At 69.7% G+C, this 14530-nt stretch carries 13 protein-coding genes; 5 read left to right on the top strand and 8 right to left on the bottom strand.

Annotated elements, in window-relative coordinates; translation table 11 throughout:
* The 7 genes from accC to H4F99_RS00325 all read right to left on the bottom strand — a co-directional run bounded on the left by accC (position 1) and on the right by H4F99_RS00325 (position 6297).
* The gene (gene accC, locus H4F99_RS00355) at positions 1 to 1368 is read right to left on the bottom strand and encodes an acetyl-CoA carboxylase biotin carboxylase subunit (protein ID WP_182667730.1); all 1368 of its coding nucleotides are present in this window, start codon (positions 1366 to 1368) and stop codon (positions 1 to 3) included.
* A gap of 10 nt (positions 1369 to 1378) precedes the next feature.
* A complete protein-coding gene (gene accB, locus H4F99_RS00350; RefSeq protein ID WP_182667729.1) occupies positions 1379 to 1837 on the bottom strand; it encodes an acetyl-CoA carboxylase biotin carboxyl carrier protein in 459 nt (152 codons plus the stop codon).
* 46 nt (positions 1838 to 1883) lie between these two features.
* Positions 1884 to 2333: a type II 3-dehydroquinate dehydratase gene (aroQ, locus tag H4F99_RS00345; RefSeq protein WP_182667728.1), complete on the bottom strand. Its 450-nt coding sequence runs from the start codon at positions 2331 to 2333 to the stop codon at positions 1884 to 1886.
* Positions 2334 to 2491: 158 nt separating this feature from the next.
* Complete coding sequence (locus H4F99_RS00340; protein WP_220480974.1) at positions 2492 to 3082, bottom strand: TlpA family protein disulfide reductase; 591 nt, start codon at positions 3080 to 3082, stop codon at positions 2492 to 2494.
* A complete protein-coding gene (locus H4F99_RS00335) occupies positions 3079 to 5523 on the bottom strand; it encodes a protein-disulfide reductase DsbD domain-containing protein (protein ID WP_182667727.1) in 2445 nt (814 codons plus the stop codon). Before H4F99_RS00335 ends, H4F99_RS00340 begins: the two co-directional genes overlap by 4 nt.
* A complete protein-coding gene (cutA, locus tag H4F99_RS00330; RefSeq protein ID WP_182667726.1) occupies positions 5516 to 5854 on the bottom strand; it encodes a divalent-cation tolerance protein CutA in 339 nt (112 codons plus the stop codon). The genes H4F99_RS00335 and cutA overlap by 8 nt, the downstream gene beginning before the upstream one ends.
* A 20-nt stretch (positions 5855 to 5874) precedes the next feature.
* Positions 5875 to 6297 carry a helix-turn-helix transcriptional regulator gene (locus tag H4F99_RS00325; RefSeq protein ID WP_182667725.1) on the bottom strand — a complete coding sequence of 141 codons (423 nt, stop codon included), beginning with the start codon at positions 6295 to 6297 and terminating at the stop codon, positions 5875 to 5877.
* 593 nt (positions 6298 to 6890) lie between these two features.
* On the opposite strand from H4F99_RS00325, the gene groES reads away from it, so the two are divergent.
* From groES to glnE, 3 genes are all read left to right on the top strand, one after another.
* Positions 6891 to 7178, top strand: coding sequence for a co-chaperone GroES (groES, locus tag H4F99_RS00320; RefSeq protein WP_182667724.1), 288 nt, complete (start codon positions 6891 to 6893; stop codon positions 7176 to 7178).
* A 60-nt stretch (positions 7179 to 7238) separates the two neighbouring features.
* Positions 7239 to 8885 carry a chaperonin GroEL gene (gene groL / locus H4F99_RS00315; protein WP_182667723.1) on the top strand — a complete coding sequence of 549 codons (1647 nt, stop codon included), beginning with the start codon at positions 7239 to 7241 and terminating at the stop codon, positions 8883 to 8885.
* Positions 8886 to 9244: 359 nt separating this feature from the next.
* On the top strand, positions 9245 to 12070 hold the full coding sequence (gene glnE, locus H4F99_RS00310; protein WP_182667722.1) for a bifunctional [glutamate--ammonia ligase]-adenylyl-L-tyrosine phosphorylase/[glutamate--ammonia-ligase] adenylyltransferase: 2826 nt from the start codon (positions 9245 to 9247) through the stop codon (positions 12068 to 12070).
* 104 nt (positions 12071 to 12174) lie between these two features.
* Here glnE and H4F99_RS00305 read toward each other — a convergent pair whose 3' ends face one another.
* Positions 12175 to 13137, bottom strand: coding sequence for a mitochondrial fission ELM1 family protein (locus H4F99_RS00305; RefSeq protein WP_182667721.1), 963 nt, complete (start codon positions 13135 to 13137; stop codon positions 12175 to 12177).
* Between the two features lie 157 nt (positions 13138 to 13294).
* On the opposite strand from H4F99_RS00305, the gene H4F99_RS00300 reads away from it, so the two are divergent.
* Both H4F99_RS00300 and H4F99_RS00295 read left to right on the top strand, forming a co-directional pair.
* Positions 13295 to 13879, top strand: a complete 585-nt coding sequence (locus H4F99_RS00300) for a malonic semialdehyde reductase (RefSeq protein ID WP_182667720.1) — start codon at positions 13295 to 13297, stop codon at positions 13877 to 13879.
* A gap of 31 nt (positions 13880 to 13910) precedes the next feature.
* On the top strand, positions 13911 to 14498 hold the full coding sequence (locus tag H4F99_RS00295; protein WP_246371184.1) for a YceI family protein: 588 nt from the start codon (positions 13911 to 13913) through the stop codon (positions 14496 to 14498).
* Positions 14499 to 14530 lie beyond the last annotated feature (32 nt).

Below are 14530 nucleotides of genomic sequence, written 5' to 3'. Positions count from 1 at the left end.
TCAGACGATCGACAGCGCCTTTTCCTTCTGCTCCTTCAGGCGCTTTTCCAGGTAATGGATGTTCTGGCCACCCTGCTGGAACCCGAGGTCGGCGAGGATGCGCTGCTGCAGCGGGATGTTGGTCTTGATGCCGTCGACGACCATCTCGCTCAGCGCCACGCGCATGCGCGCGATCGCGGTCTCGCGGTCGGGCCCGTGCACGATCAGCTTGCCGATCATCGAGTCGTAGTTCGGCGGCACGCGGTAGCCTTCGTAGATATGGCTGTCGACGCGCACGCCCGGGCCGCCCGGCGCGTGGAAGTGCTGGATCAGGCCAGGGCTCGGCAGGAAGCTCTCCGGGTCCTCGGCATTGATGCGGCACTCGATCGCATGGCCTTCCAGCACGATGTCGTCCTGGGTCAGGCTGAGTGTGTTGCCCGCGGCGATGTTGAGCTGCTCGCGGATCAGGTCGACGCCGGTGACCATCTCGGTGACCGGGTGCTCGACCTGGATGCGGGTGTTCATTTCGATGAAGTAGAAGCGGCCGTTCTCGTACAGGAACTCGAACGTGCCGGCGCCGCGGTAGCCGATGCGGATGCAGGCCTCGACGCAGACCTTGCCGATCTCCGCGCGCTGTTCGGGCGTGATGCCCGGCGCCGGGGCCTCCTCGACGACCTTCTGGTGGCGGCGCTGCATCGAGCAGTCGCGCTCGCCCAGGTGGATCGCGTTGCCCTGGCCGTCGGCCAGTACCTGGATTTCCACGTGGCGCGGGTTCTCCAGGAACTTCTCCATGTAGACCATGTCGTTGCCGAACGCCGCCTTGGCCTCGGTCTTGGTGGTCTGCACGGCGTTGTGCAGGTGCGCCTCGGTGTGGACCACGCGCATGCCGCGCCCGCCGCCGCCACCCGCCGCCTTGACGATGACCGGGTAGCCGATTTCGCGCGCGATCTTCGCGTTGGTGTCGGCGTCGTCGCCGAGCGGACCGCCGCTGCCGGGCACGCAGGGCACGCCGGCCTCCTTCATCGCGCGGATCGCCTCGACCTTGTCGCCCATCAGGCGGATGGTCTCGGCCTTGGGGCCGATGAAGACGAAGCCCGATTCCTCCACGCGCTCGGCGAAGTCGGCGTTCTCCGACAGGAAGCCGTAACCGGGATGGATGGCCTGGGCGTCGGTGACCTCGGCGGCGGCGATGATCTGCGCCATGTTGAGGTAGCTCTCCGGCGAGGGCGCCGGCCCGATGCAGACCGACTCGTCGGCCATGGCCACGTGCTTGAGGTTGCGGTCGACGGTGGAGTGCACCGCGACCGTGCGGATGCCCAGGGCGTGGCACGCGCGCAGGACGCGCAGCGCGATCTCACCCCGGTTGGCGATTACGACCTTGTCCAGCATCGGCCCGGCCTCAGGCGATCACGAACAGCGGCTGGTCGAACTCGACCGGCTGGCCGTTCTCGACCAGGATCTTGACGACGGTGCCGGCCACGTCGGCCTCGATCGGGTTGAACATCTTCATCGCCTCGATGATGCCGAGGGTCTCGCCCGCGCCGATGCTCTGGCCGGCGCTGACGAAGGCGGGCTTGTCCGGGGCCGGGGACGCATAGAAGGTCCCGACCATCGGCGAGCGGACCACGTGCCCGTCCGGCAGCGCCTCGCCGGCCGGCTCCGCGGCGGGGGCGCCCATGGGCGCGGCAGCTGGGGCGGCCGGGACGTGGACGGTGTGCGGTACCGGCGCGGCCATGGGCACGCCGCCCTTCGGCGTGCGCGCCAGACGGACGGACTCTTCGCCTTCCTTGATCTCGATCTCGGCGAGGTTGGATTCCTCGAGCAGGTCGATGAGTTTCTTGATCTTTCGCAGGTCCATGGATCGGGCCTCTCTGGGTTGTCGGGTGCCCCGGCCGGGGCAGGATTCAGTGCGCCTGGACGGCGTCGAGCCGGCGCAGGGCGGCGTCCAGTGCGTAGCGATAGCTGTCCGCGCCGAAGCCACAGACCACGCCGGTGGCGAGGTCGGAGAAATAGCTGGTGTGCCGGAACGGCTCCCGCGCATGCGGGTTTGACAGGTGGATCTCGATGAAGGGGATCGACACTGCCGCCAGCGCATCGCGCAGGGCGACCGAGGTGTGGGTGAAGGCGGCCGGGTTGAGCAGGATGAAGTCGACCTGGCCGCGCGCGGCCTGCACGCGGTCTACCAGGGCATGCTCGGCATTGGACTGGAAGCTTTCCAGCCGGTGCCCGGCCGCCTCGGCCCGGCGGGCGAGGTCGGCATCGATCTCGGCGAGCGTGGTGGCGCCGTAGATGCCGGGCTCGCGGGTGCCGAGCAGGTTGAGGTTGGGGCCGTGCAGGGCCAGCAGGTGTGCCATTCGGGCCGTGTTCGCCTTCGAAGGCCGGGAGTGTGCGCGATGGCCGGACCGCTGTCTAGGAGTTCGCCGCAAAATCGACGAAGTTGTCGTGTTTTAAGCGAACGTTTGAATTTGTCGAAGCGGGCGGGAGATGGCACCCGGCCCCTTGGCAGCGGGGGTCAATCCGCCCAGTCCTCGATTTCGCCGGCTTGGAACGGCCCCACTTTCTGCTTCAGCAGCCGTCCGTCGGCCGAGACCAGTACCGAGTAGGGGAGCACGCCCCGCGGGTTGCCGAGCTGGACGCTGCTGTCGCGCGGTCCCGCCTGGTCGAGCAGCGTGGGGTAGTCGATGGGCACGCGCTCAAGGAAGGTACGCACCGCTTCGGCGTCGTCCAGTGCAATCCCGAGCACGCGGGTGCCGGCGTCGCCCTGCGCGGTCGCGTACCGGTTGAGCTCCGGCATCTCTTCGATGCAGGGGCCGCACCAGCTCGCCCAGAAGTTGATGAGGGTGGGACGGCCCGCCAGGTCATCCGGCAGGGCCACCGGTGTCCCGTCGAGGTCGGGCAGCCGGATCGAAGGAATCCGCTCACCCTGTTCCGCGATGACCAGGCCCTCTGGCGCCGGCGGTGCCGAAGCCGAGAGCGCGCCCTGCAGCGCACGCTGCCCCAGGTCCGTCCGCAGCAGCGGCCCCGGGCCGCCCAGCCACAACCCGACCCCGGCGCCCAGCACCGCACCGCCCAGTGCGACGGCGAGGACGTGGCGGACCTTCATCGCGCCGCGTCCTCGAGCGCCTCGCGGGCGATGTCGGGCGTGAGCACCGTCGGCAGCACCCGGCCCTCGCCTCCGTTCGCGGGGAACACCACGTACAAGGGCACGCCCACGGCTTCGTAGCGCTGCAGGAAAGCGGTGATCCCGGGATCGACGTCGGTCCAGTCGCCGACCATGTAGACCGCGTCCGCGGCATCCAGTGCGTCCCGGAAGCCGTCCCCGGCGAACACCGCTTTCTCGTTGGCCTTGCAGGTCACGCACCAGTCGGCCGTCATGTTGACGAACACCGGCCGGCCGGCGGCGCGCAGGTCGGCGAGACGCTGCTCCGAATAGGCCACCGCGGCGAGGGCCTGGTGCGTGCCCGTGTCCATGCCCGGCGTGCGATCGGGGCGGGGCAGGGCGTGGATGCGGGCGAGCGGCCAGGCCAGGGCGAACAGGGCGAGGCCGGCCGCCACCAGGCCCCAGGCGCGGCCGCCCGAGCGGTGCCGGCTCCAGGCCCAGGCCGCGAACGCGGCCAGCGTGGCGGCGACCAGCCACAGGCCCACGGCATCGGCGCCGCGTTGCTTCGCCAGCACCCAGACCAGCCATGCGGCGGTCAGGTAGAGCGGAAACGCCAGCAGTTGCTTGAGCGTCTCCATCCATGCCCCGGGTCGCGGCAGGCGCCGCGCCAACGCCGGCACGAAGCCGATCAGGAGGAAGGGCAGGGCGAGGCCGAGTCCGAGTGCGACGAACACGAGCAGGGCGGTGAGCGTCTCGGCCGTGAAGGCCCAGGCAAGCGCGGCCCCCATGAACGGCGCGGTGCACGGCGTGGCGACCACCACGGCGAGGACCCCGGTGAAAAAGTCACCCACGGGCCCCTGCCGGGTGGTGAGACCGTGGCCCACGCCGGTCCAGGCGCCGCCGACGTGCCAGACCCCGGACAGGCTCAGGCCCAGTCCGAACATCAGCAGGCCGAGCGCGGCGACGACCAGCGGTTGCTGCAGCTGGAATCCCCAGCCCAGCGCCAGGCCGGCCTCGCGCAGTGCCAGGGCGAGCGCGCCGAGGGCGGCGAAACTGATCACGACGCCGGTCGTGTACCACAAGGCGCTGCGCCGCGTGGTGCCCGGACTGCCGGCGGTGCTGGCCAGGGACAGCGCCTTCAGCGACAGGACTGGCAGCACGCAGGGCATCAGGTTGAGGATCAGGCCGCCCCCCAGTGCCAACAGGAGGGCCGTCGCGAGGTTCAGGCGGGTATGCCTGGCGGGCACGCTGTCCGCGGAGGCGCCGGCGGGAAGGGGCGAGGCGACGGGCCGGGGCGTCGGGGTGCTGCTGGCGGCATCGCCGGTGGCATCGACCCCTGCGTCAGCGTCAACGTCCGGGTTCCGGGCATCGGCAGGCGGTGCCTCCGGATCCGTGGATTCGTCCGGCGACGGGGGGGGCGTTGCATCGTCGCCCGCTTTGGCCGGCGGGGGCGTCGCGGACGACGCGGGCAGCGGTTCGGCGGCCGGCAGCGACAGCCCAAGCTGACGCGTCATCAGCGGGTAGCAGATGCCGCCGTCCTGGCAGCCCTGGAATTCCACGGTGAGGGTCGCGGCGGTGGCCGCCCCTGCCTCGCGCCGCAAGGGAACGCGCGCCGCGACCGGGTCGAAGAACACGCTGACGGTGCCGAAGTGTTCGTCGTGATACGGGCGTGCTTCCGGCCATTCCGCGCGCCCCGTCTGCATGCCCTCGGCCTCGATGGCGAACGCGGTCTTGTCGCGATAGAGGTAATAACCGGGGGCGACATCGAACTGGACACGCACGTGGCGCGCATCCTGGACAGTGGCTGTCACGCCAAACGCCTGCTCGGCGGGCAGCGGGCGGGGCAGTCCGGATGCGGTCGTCGCTGGCAGGAGGGGGTTGCCGGCCGGGGCCACGTTGGAGCTGCCGGCGGCGCTGCCCGGCAGCCGCAGGCCGCCGGGATTGGGGGTGGGCGCAGGCATTGAAGCGTCGGCTGCCGCCGGCAGGGTCACGCTCAGTTCGCGTGTCTGCGGCGGATAGCAGATGCCGAGGTCGGCGCAGCCCTGGTACTTGACCTTCAGGGTCACGGTCCCCACGCCGGCTCGCCCCGGCAGGATCGCGGTCAGGTGCTGGCGGTAGGTCTCGACGTCGCCGAAGAACTCATCGGTGTAGGCCTTGCCCGGTGGCAACCGCAGCGCGCCCTGGCCAAACGCGGGGCTGGCTTCGACCGAGGTGCGGTGGCGATAGAGGTAGTAGCCCTCGGCGATCTTCCAGTCGATCCGGATGCGGTCCGCCCCATCGGCCCGCGCGCTGAGCACATAGGCCTCGTCGACCGGCAGCAGGTCGTCGGGGTTCACCGCGGCGTGGGCCCCTGTCCAGGGCCCGGCGAGCGCCAGCGCGGCGCCCAGCAGTGCAATCAACGCAAGGCCCGGGTGGCGGGGTGCGGTCCGGCGGGATTCAATCATCGATGCGGGTCTGTTCGGCCACCCAGTGCAGGTAGGGGTCGAGGCCACCGCGGATTTCGACCGCGACGAGTTCGGGGAGTTCATACGGATGCAGCTCCCGGGCGCGTTGGACCAGGGCTTCAAGGCGGTCGGGGTGGGTCTTGATCAGCAGCAGGCATTCCTCGTCCTGCTCGACATGGCCGTTCCAGCGGTAGGTGGAGCGGACCCTGGGCATCGCACTGACGCAGGCGGCCAGGCGCTCGTGGACCAGCGCGGTGGCCAGGGCGTCGGCGCTGTCCGGGGGACAGCTGCAATAGACCAGCAGGGCGACCGGGCTCGGACTCTCACTCATCCGCGCATTGTAGGCGGCTTTCAGCCGCCGCCCGCGCGGGCCCCCTTGCCGGATTCGGCGGGCCGGCCGCGCCCGGTCCGGTGCAGGGCAAGCTGCTCGACCACCTCCACCAGCGGCGCGCGTGCGAGGGCGGGCGACTCCCGGAACGCCGCCAGCAGGCGCAGTTCGAGCGGGTCTTCGACCAGTACCGCGTCAACCGCGGCCACGGAGTCCATTGCGATGTCCTCCGACAGTGGCATCCGCCCGCGGCCGGTGGCCAGCCACTCGAACTGCACCGAGGTGGCCAGCGCGATGGCGCGCAGGTGGGAGGCACTGGGCGATTTGGCCTGGGTGCCTTCCCAGTGGCTGACGGCACTGCGTTGCACACCGACCATCTGGGCCAGCCCGGCCTGTGAGAGCCCGGCATTGCGGCGCGCAAGCCGGATGCGTTGTTGCGGTGTCATGCCGGTCTCCTGATGCGGTGGGTCTGCGTGGTACGGGGAGGTGCGCCCGCGGGCAGGCGGGGGCAGCGAAGTCGCCGCAGGCGCGTCACATGCCAGCATTGCTCACCTGGCGACCAATAATAACAATCATCTGCCTACCAATGGTAGCTAGGATGTGCACGGATCGTGAATTCTACAGGCTTTGACCGTTCCGGAAGGGGGTGGCCGCTACCGGTAGTCGCTGGCGGGCACGCGTCTGGCACTGGAAAAGGTGACGCTGGGCGCGCAACATTGCTCCAGGCCGACACGGACGGCCGGCATCAGACACTGATGTCAGGTTGGAGAGTGGCGCAGGACGCGCATGCTAGGGACCGGCCATCTCTGCACCATGAAAGGGCGCGTCACTTCGGGGACGCGCCCTTTCTTTATCCGGGCCGGCCTCGTCGAGCCCACAAAAATTTCCGCGCCGGCCCCTTGAAAGCCCCGGGCCCTCCCCCATCTGGTGGGCATCCCGGCGTGCCGGGCGCTGTCGTCCCGGGCTTGGCACTCGCCCGGGGCAACTGCCAGAAAAGCCAATATTTGCCATCCCATTCAATTACTTGCGTGAGGTTCAAATGAACATCAAGCCGCTCTACGACCGCGTGGTCATCAAGCGCATGGAAGAAGAGAAGATGTCCGCCGGCGGCATCGTCATCCCGGACTCGGCCACCGAGAAGCCGATCCGCGGTGAAGTGGTCGCCGTGGGCGAGGGCAAGACGCTGGACAACGGCAACGTGCGCGCGCCGAAGGTCAAGGTCGGCGACAAGGTCCTGTTCGGCAAGTACAGCGGCACCGAGGTGAAGCTCGACGGCGTCGAGTACCTGGTGGTGAAGGAAGACGACATCTTCGCGACGCTCGGCTGAGCGCGCGGTCGCCCTTTCCCCTGACTCCCCCATTCCAGACTTCTTTTTGAGGTAACCGCAATGTCCGCGAAGGAAATCCGTTTCGGCGAGGACGCACGCTCCAAGATGGTGCGTGGCGTCAACACCCTGGCCAATGCCGTCAAGGCCACCCTGGGCCCGAAGGGCCGCAACGTCGTGCTCGACAAGAGCTTTGGCGCCCCGACGATCACCAAGGACGGCGTGTCCGTCGCCAAGGAGATCGAGCTGGCCGACAAGTTCGAGAACATGGGCGCGCAGATGGTCAAGGAAGTCGCTTCCAAGACCTCCGACAACGCCGGTGACGGCACCACCACCGCGACCGTGCTGGCCCAGGCCTTCATCCGCGAGGGCATGAAGGCGGTCGCCGCCGGCATGAACCCGATGGACCTGAAGCGCGGCATCGACAAGGCCGTCGCGGCCGCCGTCGAAGAGCTGAAGGGCCTGAGCAAGCCGTCGTCCACCAGCAAGGAGATCGCCCAGGTCGGCGCCATCTCCGCGAACAGCGACACCAACATCGGTGACCTGATCGCGCAGGCGATGGACAAGGTCGGCAAGGAAGGCGTGATCACCGTCGAGGACGGTTCGGGCCTGGAGAACGAGCTCGACGTCGTCGAGGGCATGCAGTTCGACCGCGGCTACCTGTCGCCGTACTTCATCAACAACCAGCAGTCGATGCAGGCCGAGCTGGACGATCCGTACATCCTGCTGCACGACAAGAAGATCTCCAACGTGCGCGACCTGCTGCCCGTCCTCGAGGGCGTGGCCAAGGCCGGCAAGCCGCTGCTGATCATCGCCGAGGACATCGAGGGCGAGGCCCTGGCGACCCTGGTCGTGAACAACATCCGTGGCATCGTGAAGGTCTGCGCGGTCAAGGCCCCGGGCTTCGGCGACCGCCGCAAGGCGATGCTGGAGGACATGGCGATCCTGACCGGCGGCACCGTGATCTCCGAGGAAGTCGGCCTGCAGCTGGACAAGGCGACCATCGATGACCTGGGCCGCGCCAAGAAGGTGCAGGTCTCGAAGGAGAACACCACGATCATCGACGGCGCCGGCGACACCGGCGGCATCGAGGGCCGCATCAAGCAGATCAAGGCGCAGATCGAGGAGACCTCCTCGGACTACGACCGCGAGAAGCTGCAGGAGCGCGTGGCCAAGCTGGCCGGCGGCGTGGCGGTGATCAAGGTCGGCGCTTCGACCGAGATCGAGATGAAGGAGAAGAAGGCGCGCGTCGAGGACGCCCTGCACGCGACCCGCGCGGCCGTGGAAGAGGGCATCGTCCCGGGCGGCGGCGTCGCCCTGATCCGTGCGCTGGCCGCCGTCGGCGAGCTGACCGGTGCCAACGAAGACCAGAACCACGGCATCGCCATCGCCCTGCGTGCGATGGAAGCGCCGCTGCGCGAGATCGTCACCAACGCCGGTGAAGAGCCGTCGGTCATCGTCAACAAGGTGAAGGAAGGCAAGGGCAGCTTCGGCTACAACGCCGCCACCGGCGAGTTCGGCGACATGCTCGAGCTGGGCATCCTGGACCCGACCAAGGTGACCCGCACCGCGCTGCAGAACGCCGCGTCGATCGCCGGCCTGATGATCACCACCGAGGCGATGGTCGCCGAGCTTCCGAAGAAGGAAGAGCCGGCCATGGGCGGTGGCGACATGGGTGGCATGGGTGGCATGGGCGGCATGGGCTTCTAAGCCCGGCCGTCGCATCCCGCGACACGTTGCAACGAAAACCCCGCCGCGAGGCGGGGTTTTTCGTGACCGTCGGCACGACTCATTGTCGGTTCAGCTGGACTCCGGGCGGTTTTGTGCAGCGCAGCGTGCAAGCCGCTAACGCTTCCTTCACGATCGACCTGCATCCCGACGTGGGGGAGGGAGCAAGCCCGCAACCGGTTCGACCGGGGCGGGCTTTTTTAATGCGTGCTTCAACGCATCTCGTCGACCGCATTGCGCATTCATGGTCCTGACCCGGCCCACGCTGTGACGGTCAGAGATTGGGGCCACCTGGTCGGGCGGCCGGCTACCCATCGGACGCAGCGTGCCATCATCCGGTCATGGAGCCTGCAACCCCTGATCCCGACGACGGCGTGGCCCGCAGCCTGCAGCGCCTGCGCGCGCTGTCGCCCGACGTAGCGGCGCTGGTGGACGATCCCGTGAACGGGGCACGGCTGCGCCAGGTCGCGCTGGCCAGCGATTTCGCGATCGACACATGCCTGCGCCAGCCGGACCTGCTTGCGGATCTGTCTGCCGATCCCGATGCGCCGGCCCGGCCGGTGCCGACATTGGCGCCGGACGCGCCGCAGGCGTGGGCGGGGTTGCTGCGCCGCCACCGTGCCGCGGAATCGACCCGGCTGGTCTGGCGCGACGTGCTCGGGCTGGACGACGTCGATGCGACCCTTGCCGGCAGCACCCGGCTGGCCGAGGCCTGCCTGGTCGCGGCGCTGGATGCCCTCGAGGCGGACTTCGCGAAGCGCCACGGGGTGTTCCGGGACGCCGATGGCAAGGTCAGGCGGCTGGTGGTGTTCGGCCTTGGGAAACTGGGGGGCGGTGAGCTGAACTTCAGTTCCGATGTCGACCTGGTGTACGGCTACGACCTCGACGGCGTGCCCGATCCCGACGCCAGCGACGGCGCGCGGCCGCTCGCCCCCGATGTCTACTTCGCGCGGCTGGGCCAACAGCTTGCGAAGCTGCTCGACGAGGTGACCGCGGACGGCTTCTGCCACCGCGTGGACCTGCGCCTGCGGCCCTACGGCAGCGCCGGCCGCGTCGCGTGGTCGTTCGCGGCGATGGAACAGTACTTCCAGCACGAAGGCCGTGACTGGGAGCGCTATGCGTGGCAGAAGGCAAGACCGGTGGCGGGGGACATCGAGGCCGGCGAGCACTTCCTGGTGGCGCTGCGCCCTTTCATCTACCGCCGCTATCTGGATTTCGGCGCACTGGATGGCCTGCGCACGATGAAGGCAGCCATCGCGGCCGAGGTTGCCCGCAAGGAGCTTGCGGACGACATCAAGCGGGGGCCCGGTGGGATCCGTGAGATCGAGTTCCTGGTACAGGCGCTCCAGCTGATCCGCGGCGGTCGCGAACCGGACCTGCGTGGGCGCGCGCTGTTGCCGGGCCTGCAGGCCCTGGTCGATGCCCACCAGGTCGAGCCGGGGGCGGCCGGGGCCCTGTCGGCGGCATACCGGTTCCTGCGCCGCCTGGAGAACCGCCTGCAGATGCGCGACGACGCGCAGGTGCATGCGTTGCCCGGGGATCCGCAGGCCCAGGCGCGCCTGGCCGCGGGGCTCGAGTATCCCGGATGGGACGCATTGCTCGCGGACCTCGACCTGCACCGTGCCGCGGTCAGCACCGAATTCGACGCGCTCCTGGCCCCGCGCCACGCGCCCGTCGCACCGGATGCGCTGGCCGGCTACTGGCGGGCCCTTCCGCAGGCGGGTGATGCGGGGGTACTGGCCAGTGCGGGTTTCCATGAGGTCGAGTCGGCCGATGCCCTGCTGCGTGACTTCGCGCGCAGTCCCGGCGTCGCCGGCCTTTCGGACGGCGCACGGGCCCGGCTCGACCGGGTGCTGCCTCGCCTGCTGGATGGCGCTGCCGACGCCCTGCACCCCATGCTGGCATTGCGCCGCCTGCTGACCATGCTGCACAACATCCTGCGGCGCAGTGCCTACCTGGCCCTGCTGGACGAGCAGCCCGCGGCGCTGGCGCGGATGGTCGAAGTGGTCTCGCAGAGCGCGCTGCTGGCCGAACGGCTGGCCCTGCACCCGCTCCTGCTGGATGAACTGCTCGACGCGCGCGTGTCGGGCCCGTTGCCGACGCGCGATGAACTCGTCGCGGCCTGCGCCGACGTGGCGGGAGGCGATGACGCCGAAGCCGTCCTGCTGGCGCTCAACGAGGTGCGGCAGGCGTTGAGTTTCCGCATCGCCATGGCGTTCCGCGACGGACGGCAGGACGCCGAGGCCACTGCGCGCCAGCTCGCCTGGCTGGCCGACGCGGTGGTCGCGCGGGTGCTTGCGGTCGCCCAGGCCGAGGTCGCCCGCGCGCACGGCATCGTGCCGGGTGCGCGGTTCGCGGTCATGGGCTACGGCAGCCTGGGAGGGGCCGAGCTCGGCTTCGGTTCCGACCTCGACCTGGTCTTCATCTACGACGCGGAGCCCGAGGCCCCGTCCAGCGGGGCGCGGCCGCTTGAAGCCTCGCGCTGGTTCGGTCGGCTTGCGCAGAAAGTGGTGGCCCTGCTCGATGCGGTGACCGCGGCCGGGCGCCTGTACGAGGTTGACGTGCGGCTGCGGCCCGACGGTGCCCAGGGCCTTCTGGTCTCCAGCCTGGCGAGCTACTCGGAGTACCAGCGTGACCGCGCCTGGACCTGGGAGCACCAGGCGCTGGTGCGGGCGCGGCCGGTGGCGGGGGATGCATCACTGCGCGAAGCGCTGGAGGCGGTGCGGGAGGCAACGCTGGCGCGTCCGCGCGATGCCGCGACGCTGGTGGCGGACGTGGAGAAGATGCGCGGCCGCATGCGGGTCGAGCTGGACCGCAGCGATGCGGCGATGTTCGACCTCAAGCAGGGCGAGGGCGGTCTGGTCGACCTGGAGTTCCTGCTTCAGTACGTGGTGCTGCGTGATGCGACGTCGGTACCGGGCTTGACGGGCCCGCGCGACACGCCGGGGCTCCTGCTCGCCTTGCGCCGCGCCGGCATCCTGGACGCGACGGGCGCCGACGCATTGCAGCGCGCGCATGCGCACCTGCTGGCGGTGGGCCTGGGCTGCACCCTCGACCGGCGTCCGCGGCGCGCCCCGCTGGATCCGCAGATCGCCGAGGCCCGTGCCGCCATCGGTTCGGCGGTGCGGGCCCAGGGGCTGGATTTCGCTTCCGGGCCTGTCGCCTGAGCGATCAACCGTAGCGGCGGCACCTGCGCTGACTTCTGCGTGGGTGACGGAAGGCGGGCGGTGGATCGGTGGGCACGCTGCAGGCGCTGCCTGGATCCGTTCGCCTACAGGTCCAGGCGCGCTGCCACCTCCGCGGCGACCCGTGCGGTCTCGCGCAGGGGGGTGACGGAAAAGGGATGCAGGTGGGCATCGAGGGGACGCACGCGATCCCGGCCCAGCAGGCTTTCGACGAACTGGCGCGGACGCCCCGACAGTCCTTCGAGCCCGGCGATGAATACCGGTGCAGGCGTGGCGGCCGCCTCGGACACCATATTGACGGAGTCCGCCGTGCAGACGATACGGTCGGCCCAGCCCAGCACGCCCGCGTACGGATTGGGACCGTCGCCCTCGTCGCTCCAGACCAGGCCGGGCAGCCAGCCGAGGCGTTCGCGGACCCGCCGCGCGACCCCCGGAGGCGTCCGCCGGGAGGTCGTGGCAAGCACGCTGCCGCCTTCGGCGGCGACCCGTTCCGCAATTTGATCCAGCAGGGCTTCCCAGTCCGCTTCGTCGTAGCGGGCATGGGCGCTGGGGCCGCCCAGGAGGACGGCCGTACGGGGTCCCGGCAGGGCGCCCGGGCCGGGAACGTCCCGGCGCCCCGCCGCCAGCCAGAGGTCATCGACCGGATTCAGGCTGCCGAGCAGGGTCAGTACGTTCGGACCGCGCAGTCCGTCGTGTTCGGGCGCGATCACCAGGTCCCAGTGGCGGGTCGGGATACGCGGGGCGAGCACCTGCACGCTGCGGGTGTCCGGCCGGCGCAGCAGCCGCGTCGCCAGCGCGGCCTGCCTGCCACAGCCGATCACGAGCCCCGGGCGCGAGGCGGGCGGCAGGTGCAGGGCCGCCGCGAAATCCGCGCCGTAGGCATGGCCACTGGCGGGCAGGCGCCGCGGCGATGCCCAGCGCCACGGCGGCTTTGCATCGAGCGTCCAGTCATGTGCGTGCCGTCCCAGCGCGGCGGCAAGCGCCGAGGCCTGCCGGCGGTTGCCGGCATTGCCGTCCGTCATCGTCCATGTCGTGTCATTGATCGGCATGCGGGGCGGGGTTTGTTGCACGCATGTGATGAATCCGTTCCGGCGGTGTGGACGGCCGGCCTGAACCGAGACTCTACACTTGCCCGTGCAGGCCGCGAGCCGTCCCACGTAACCCGGGACCCCCGATGGCCGAACCCGGCACCTCATGGAGACCCCGATGCCCACTCTGCCCGACGCTTCGCTCGACCAGTTGTTCCGCATGGCCCGTACCCACAACGAGCTGGGGGGCGAGGTCAGCGACGAAATCCTGCGCCAGCTGTACGACCTCGCCAAATGGGGCCCCACCAGCGCCAACATGTGCCCGATGCGGGTCGTGTTCGTGAAGTCGCGCGAGGCCAAGGCGCGGCTGGAGCCGGCGCTGGACGAGGGCAACCGGGCCAAGACCATGGCCGCGCCGGTCACCGCGATCGTCGGTTTCGACGAGGACTTCCACGAAAAGCTGCCGGTGCTGTTCCCGCATACGGATGCGAAGAGCTGGTTCGAAGGGCCGCGCGAAGCCCGCCACGTGCCGGCGTTCCGCAATGGCAGTCTGCAGGGCGCCTACCTGATCCTCGCCGCGCGCGCGGTTGGCCTGGACTGCGGCCCGATGTCCGGCTTCGACAACGCAAAGGTCGATGCCGAGTTCTTCGCCGGCACCGCGATCAAGTCGAACTTCCTCGTCAACCTCGGCCATGGCGATCCCGGGAAACTGTTCCCGCGCTCGCCCCGCCTGTCCTTCGACGAAGCCGCGCGCATCGTCTGAACCGCCCCCACGCCAGGAGTCCCGCACCATGCTGAAGCGCCTCGTACTTTCCTCCGTGCTCGCGTTCGCGAGTTCCGCCGCCATCGCCGCGCCGGTCACCTACGACATCGACCCCAACCACACCGACGTCATCGCGTCCTGGAGCCACTTCGGCTTCTCCAACCCGGTCGCGCATTTTGGCGACGTCGACGGTTCCGTCACCTATGACCCGGACAACGTCGGGCAGTCCAGCGTCGAGGTCACCCTGCCGCTCAGCGGACTCGAGGCCCACGTCCCCGATTTCAACGACCATCTTCGCAGTGCGGACTTCTTCGACGCCGCCCAGTACCCGGAGATCACCTTCAAGAGCACCCGCGTGGAAGCCGCCGGCGAGGGCAAGCTGCGCGTGTGGGGCGACCTCACCGTGCACGGGGTGACGAAGGAGGTGCTGCTGGACACCACGATCAACAAGCTCGGCGAGCACCCGATGGGCAAGCGCGCCGCTGCCGGCTTCGATGCCCGCACCGTCATCAAGCGCAGCGAGTTCGGCGTCGGCAAGTACGTGCCGAACGTCAGCGACGAGGTCGAGATCCGGATCACCGTCGAGGCCATGGTGCCCAAGCCCGCCGCGGGCGGTTAATCTGCCGCTACCCCCACCATCCCGGGCGTCCC

It is taken from the genome of Marilutibacter penaei (assembly GCF_014145395.1).
GTDB lineage: Bacteria > Pseudomonadota > Gammaproteobacteria > Xanthomonadales > Xanthomonadaceae > Marilutibacter > Marilutibacter penaei.
Note: the sequence above shows the minus strand (reverse complement) of the source record. Positions and strands in the feature narration are given on the sequence as shown.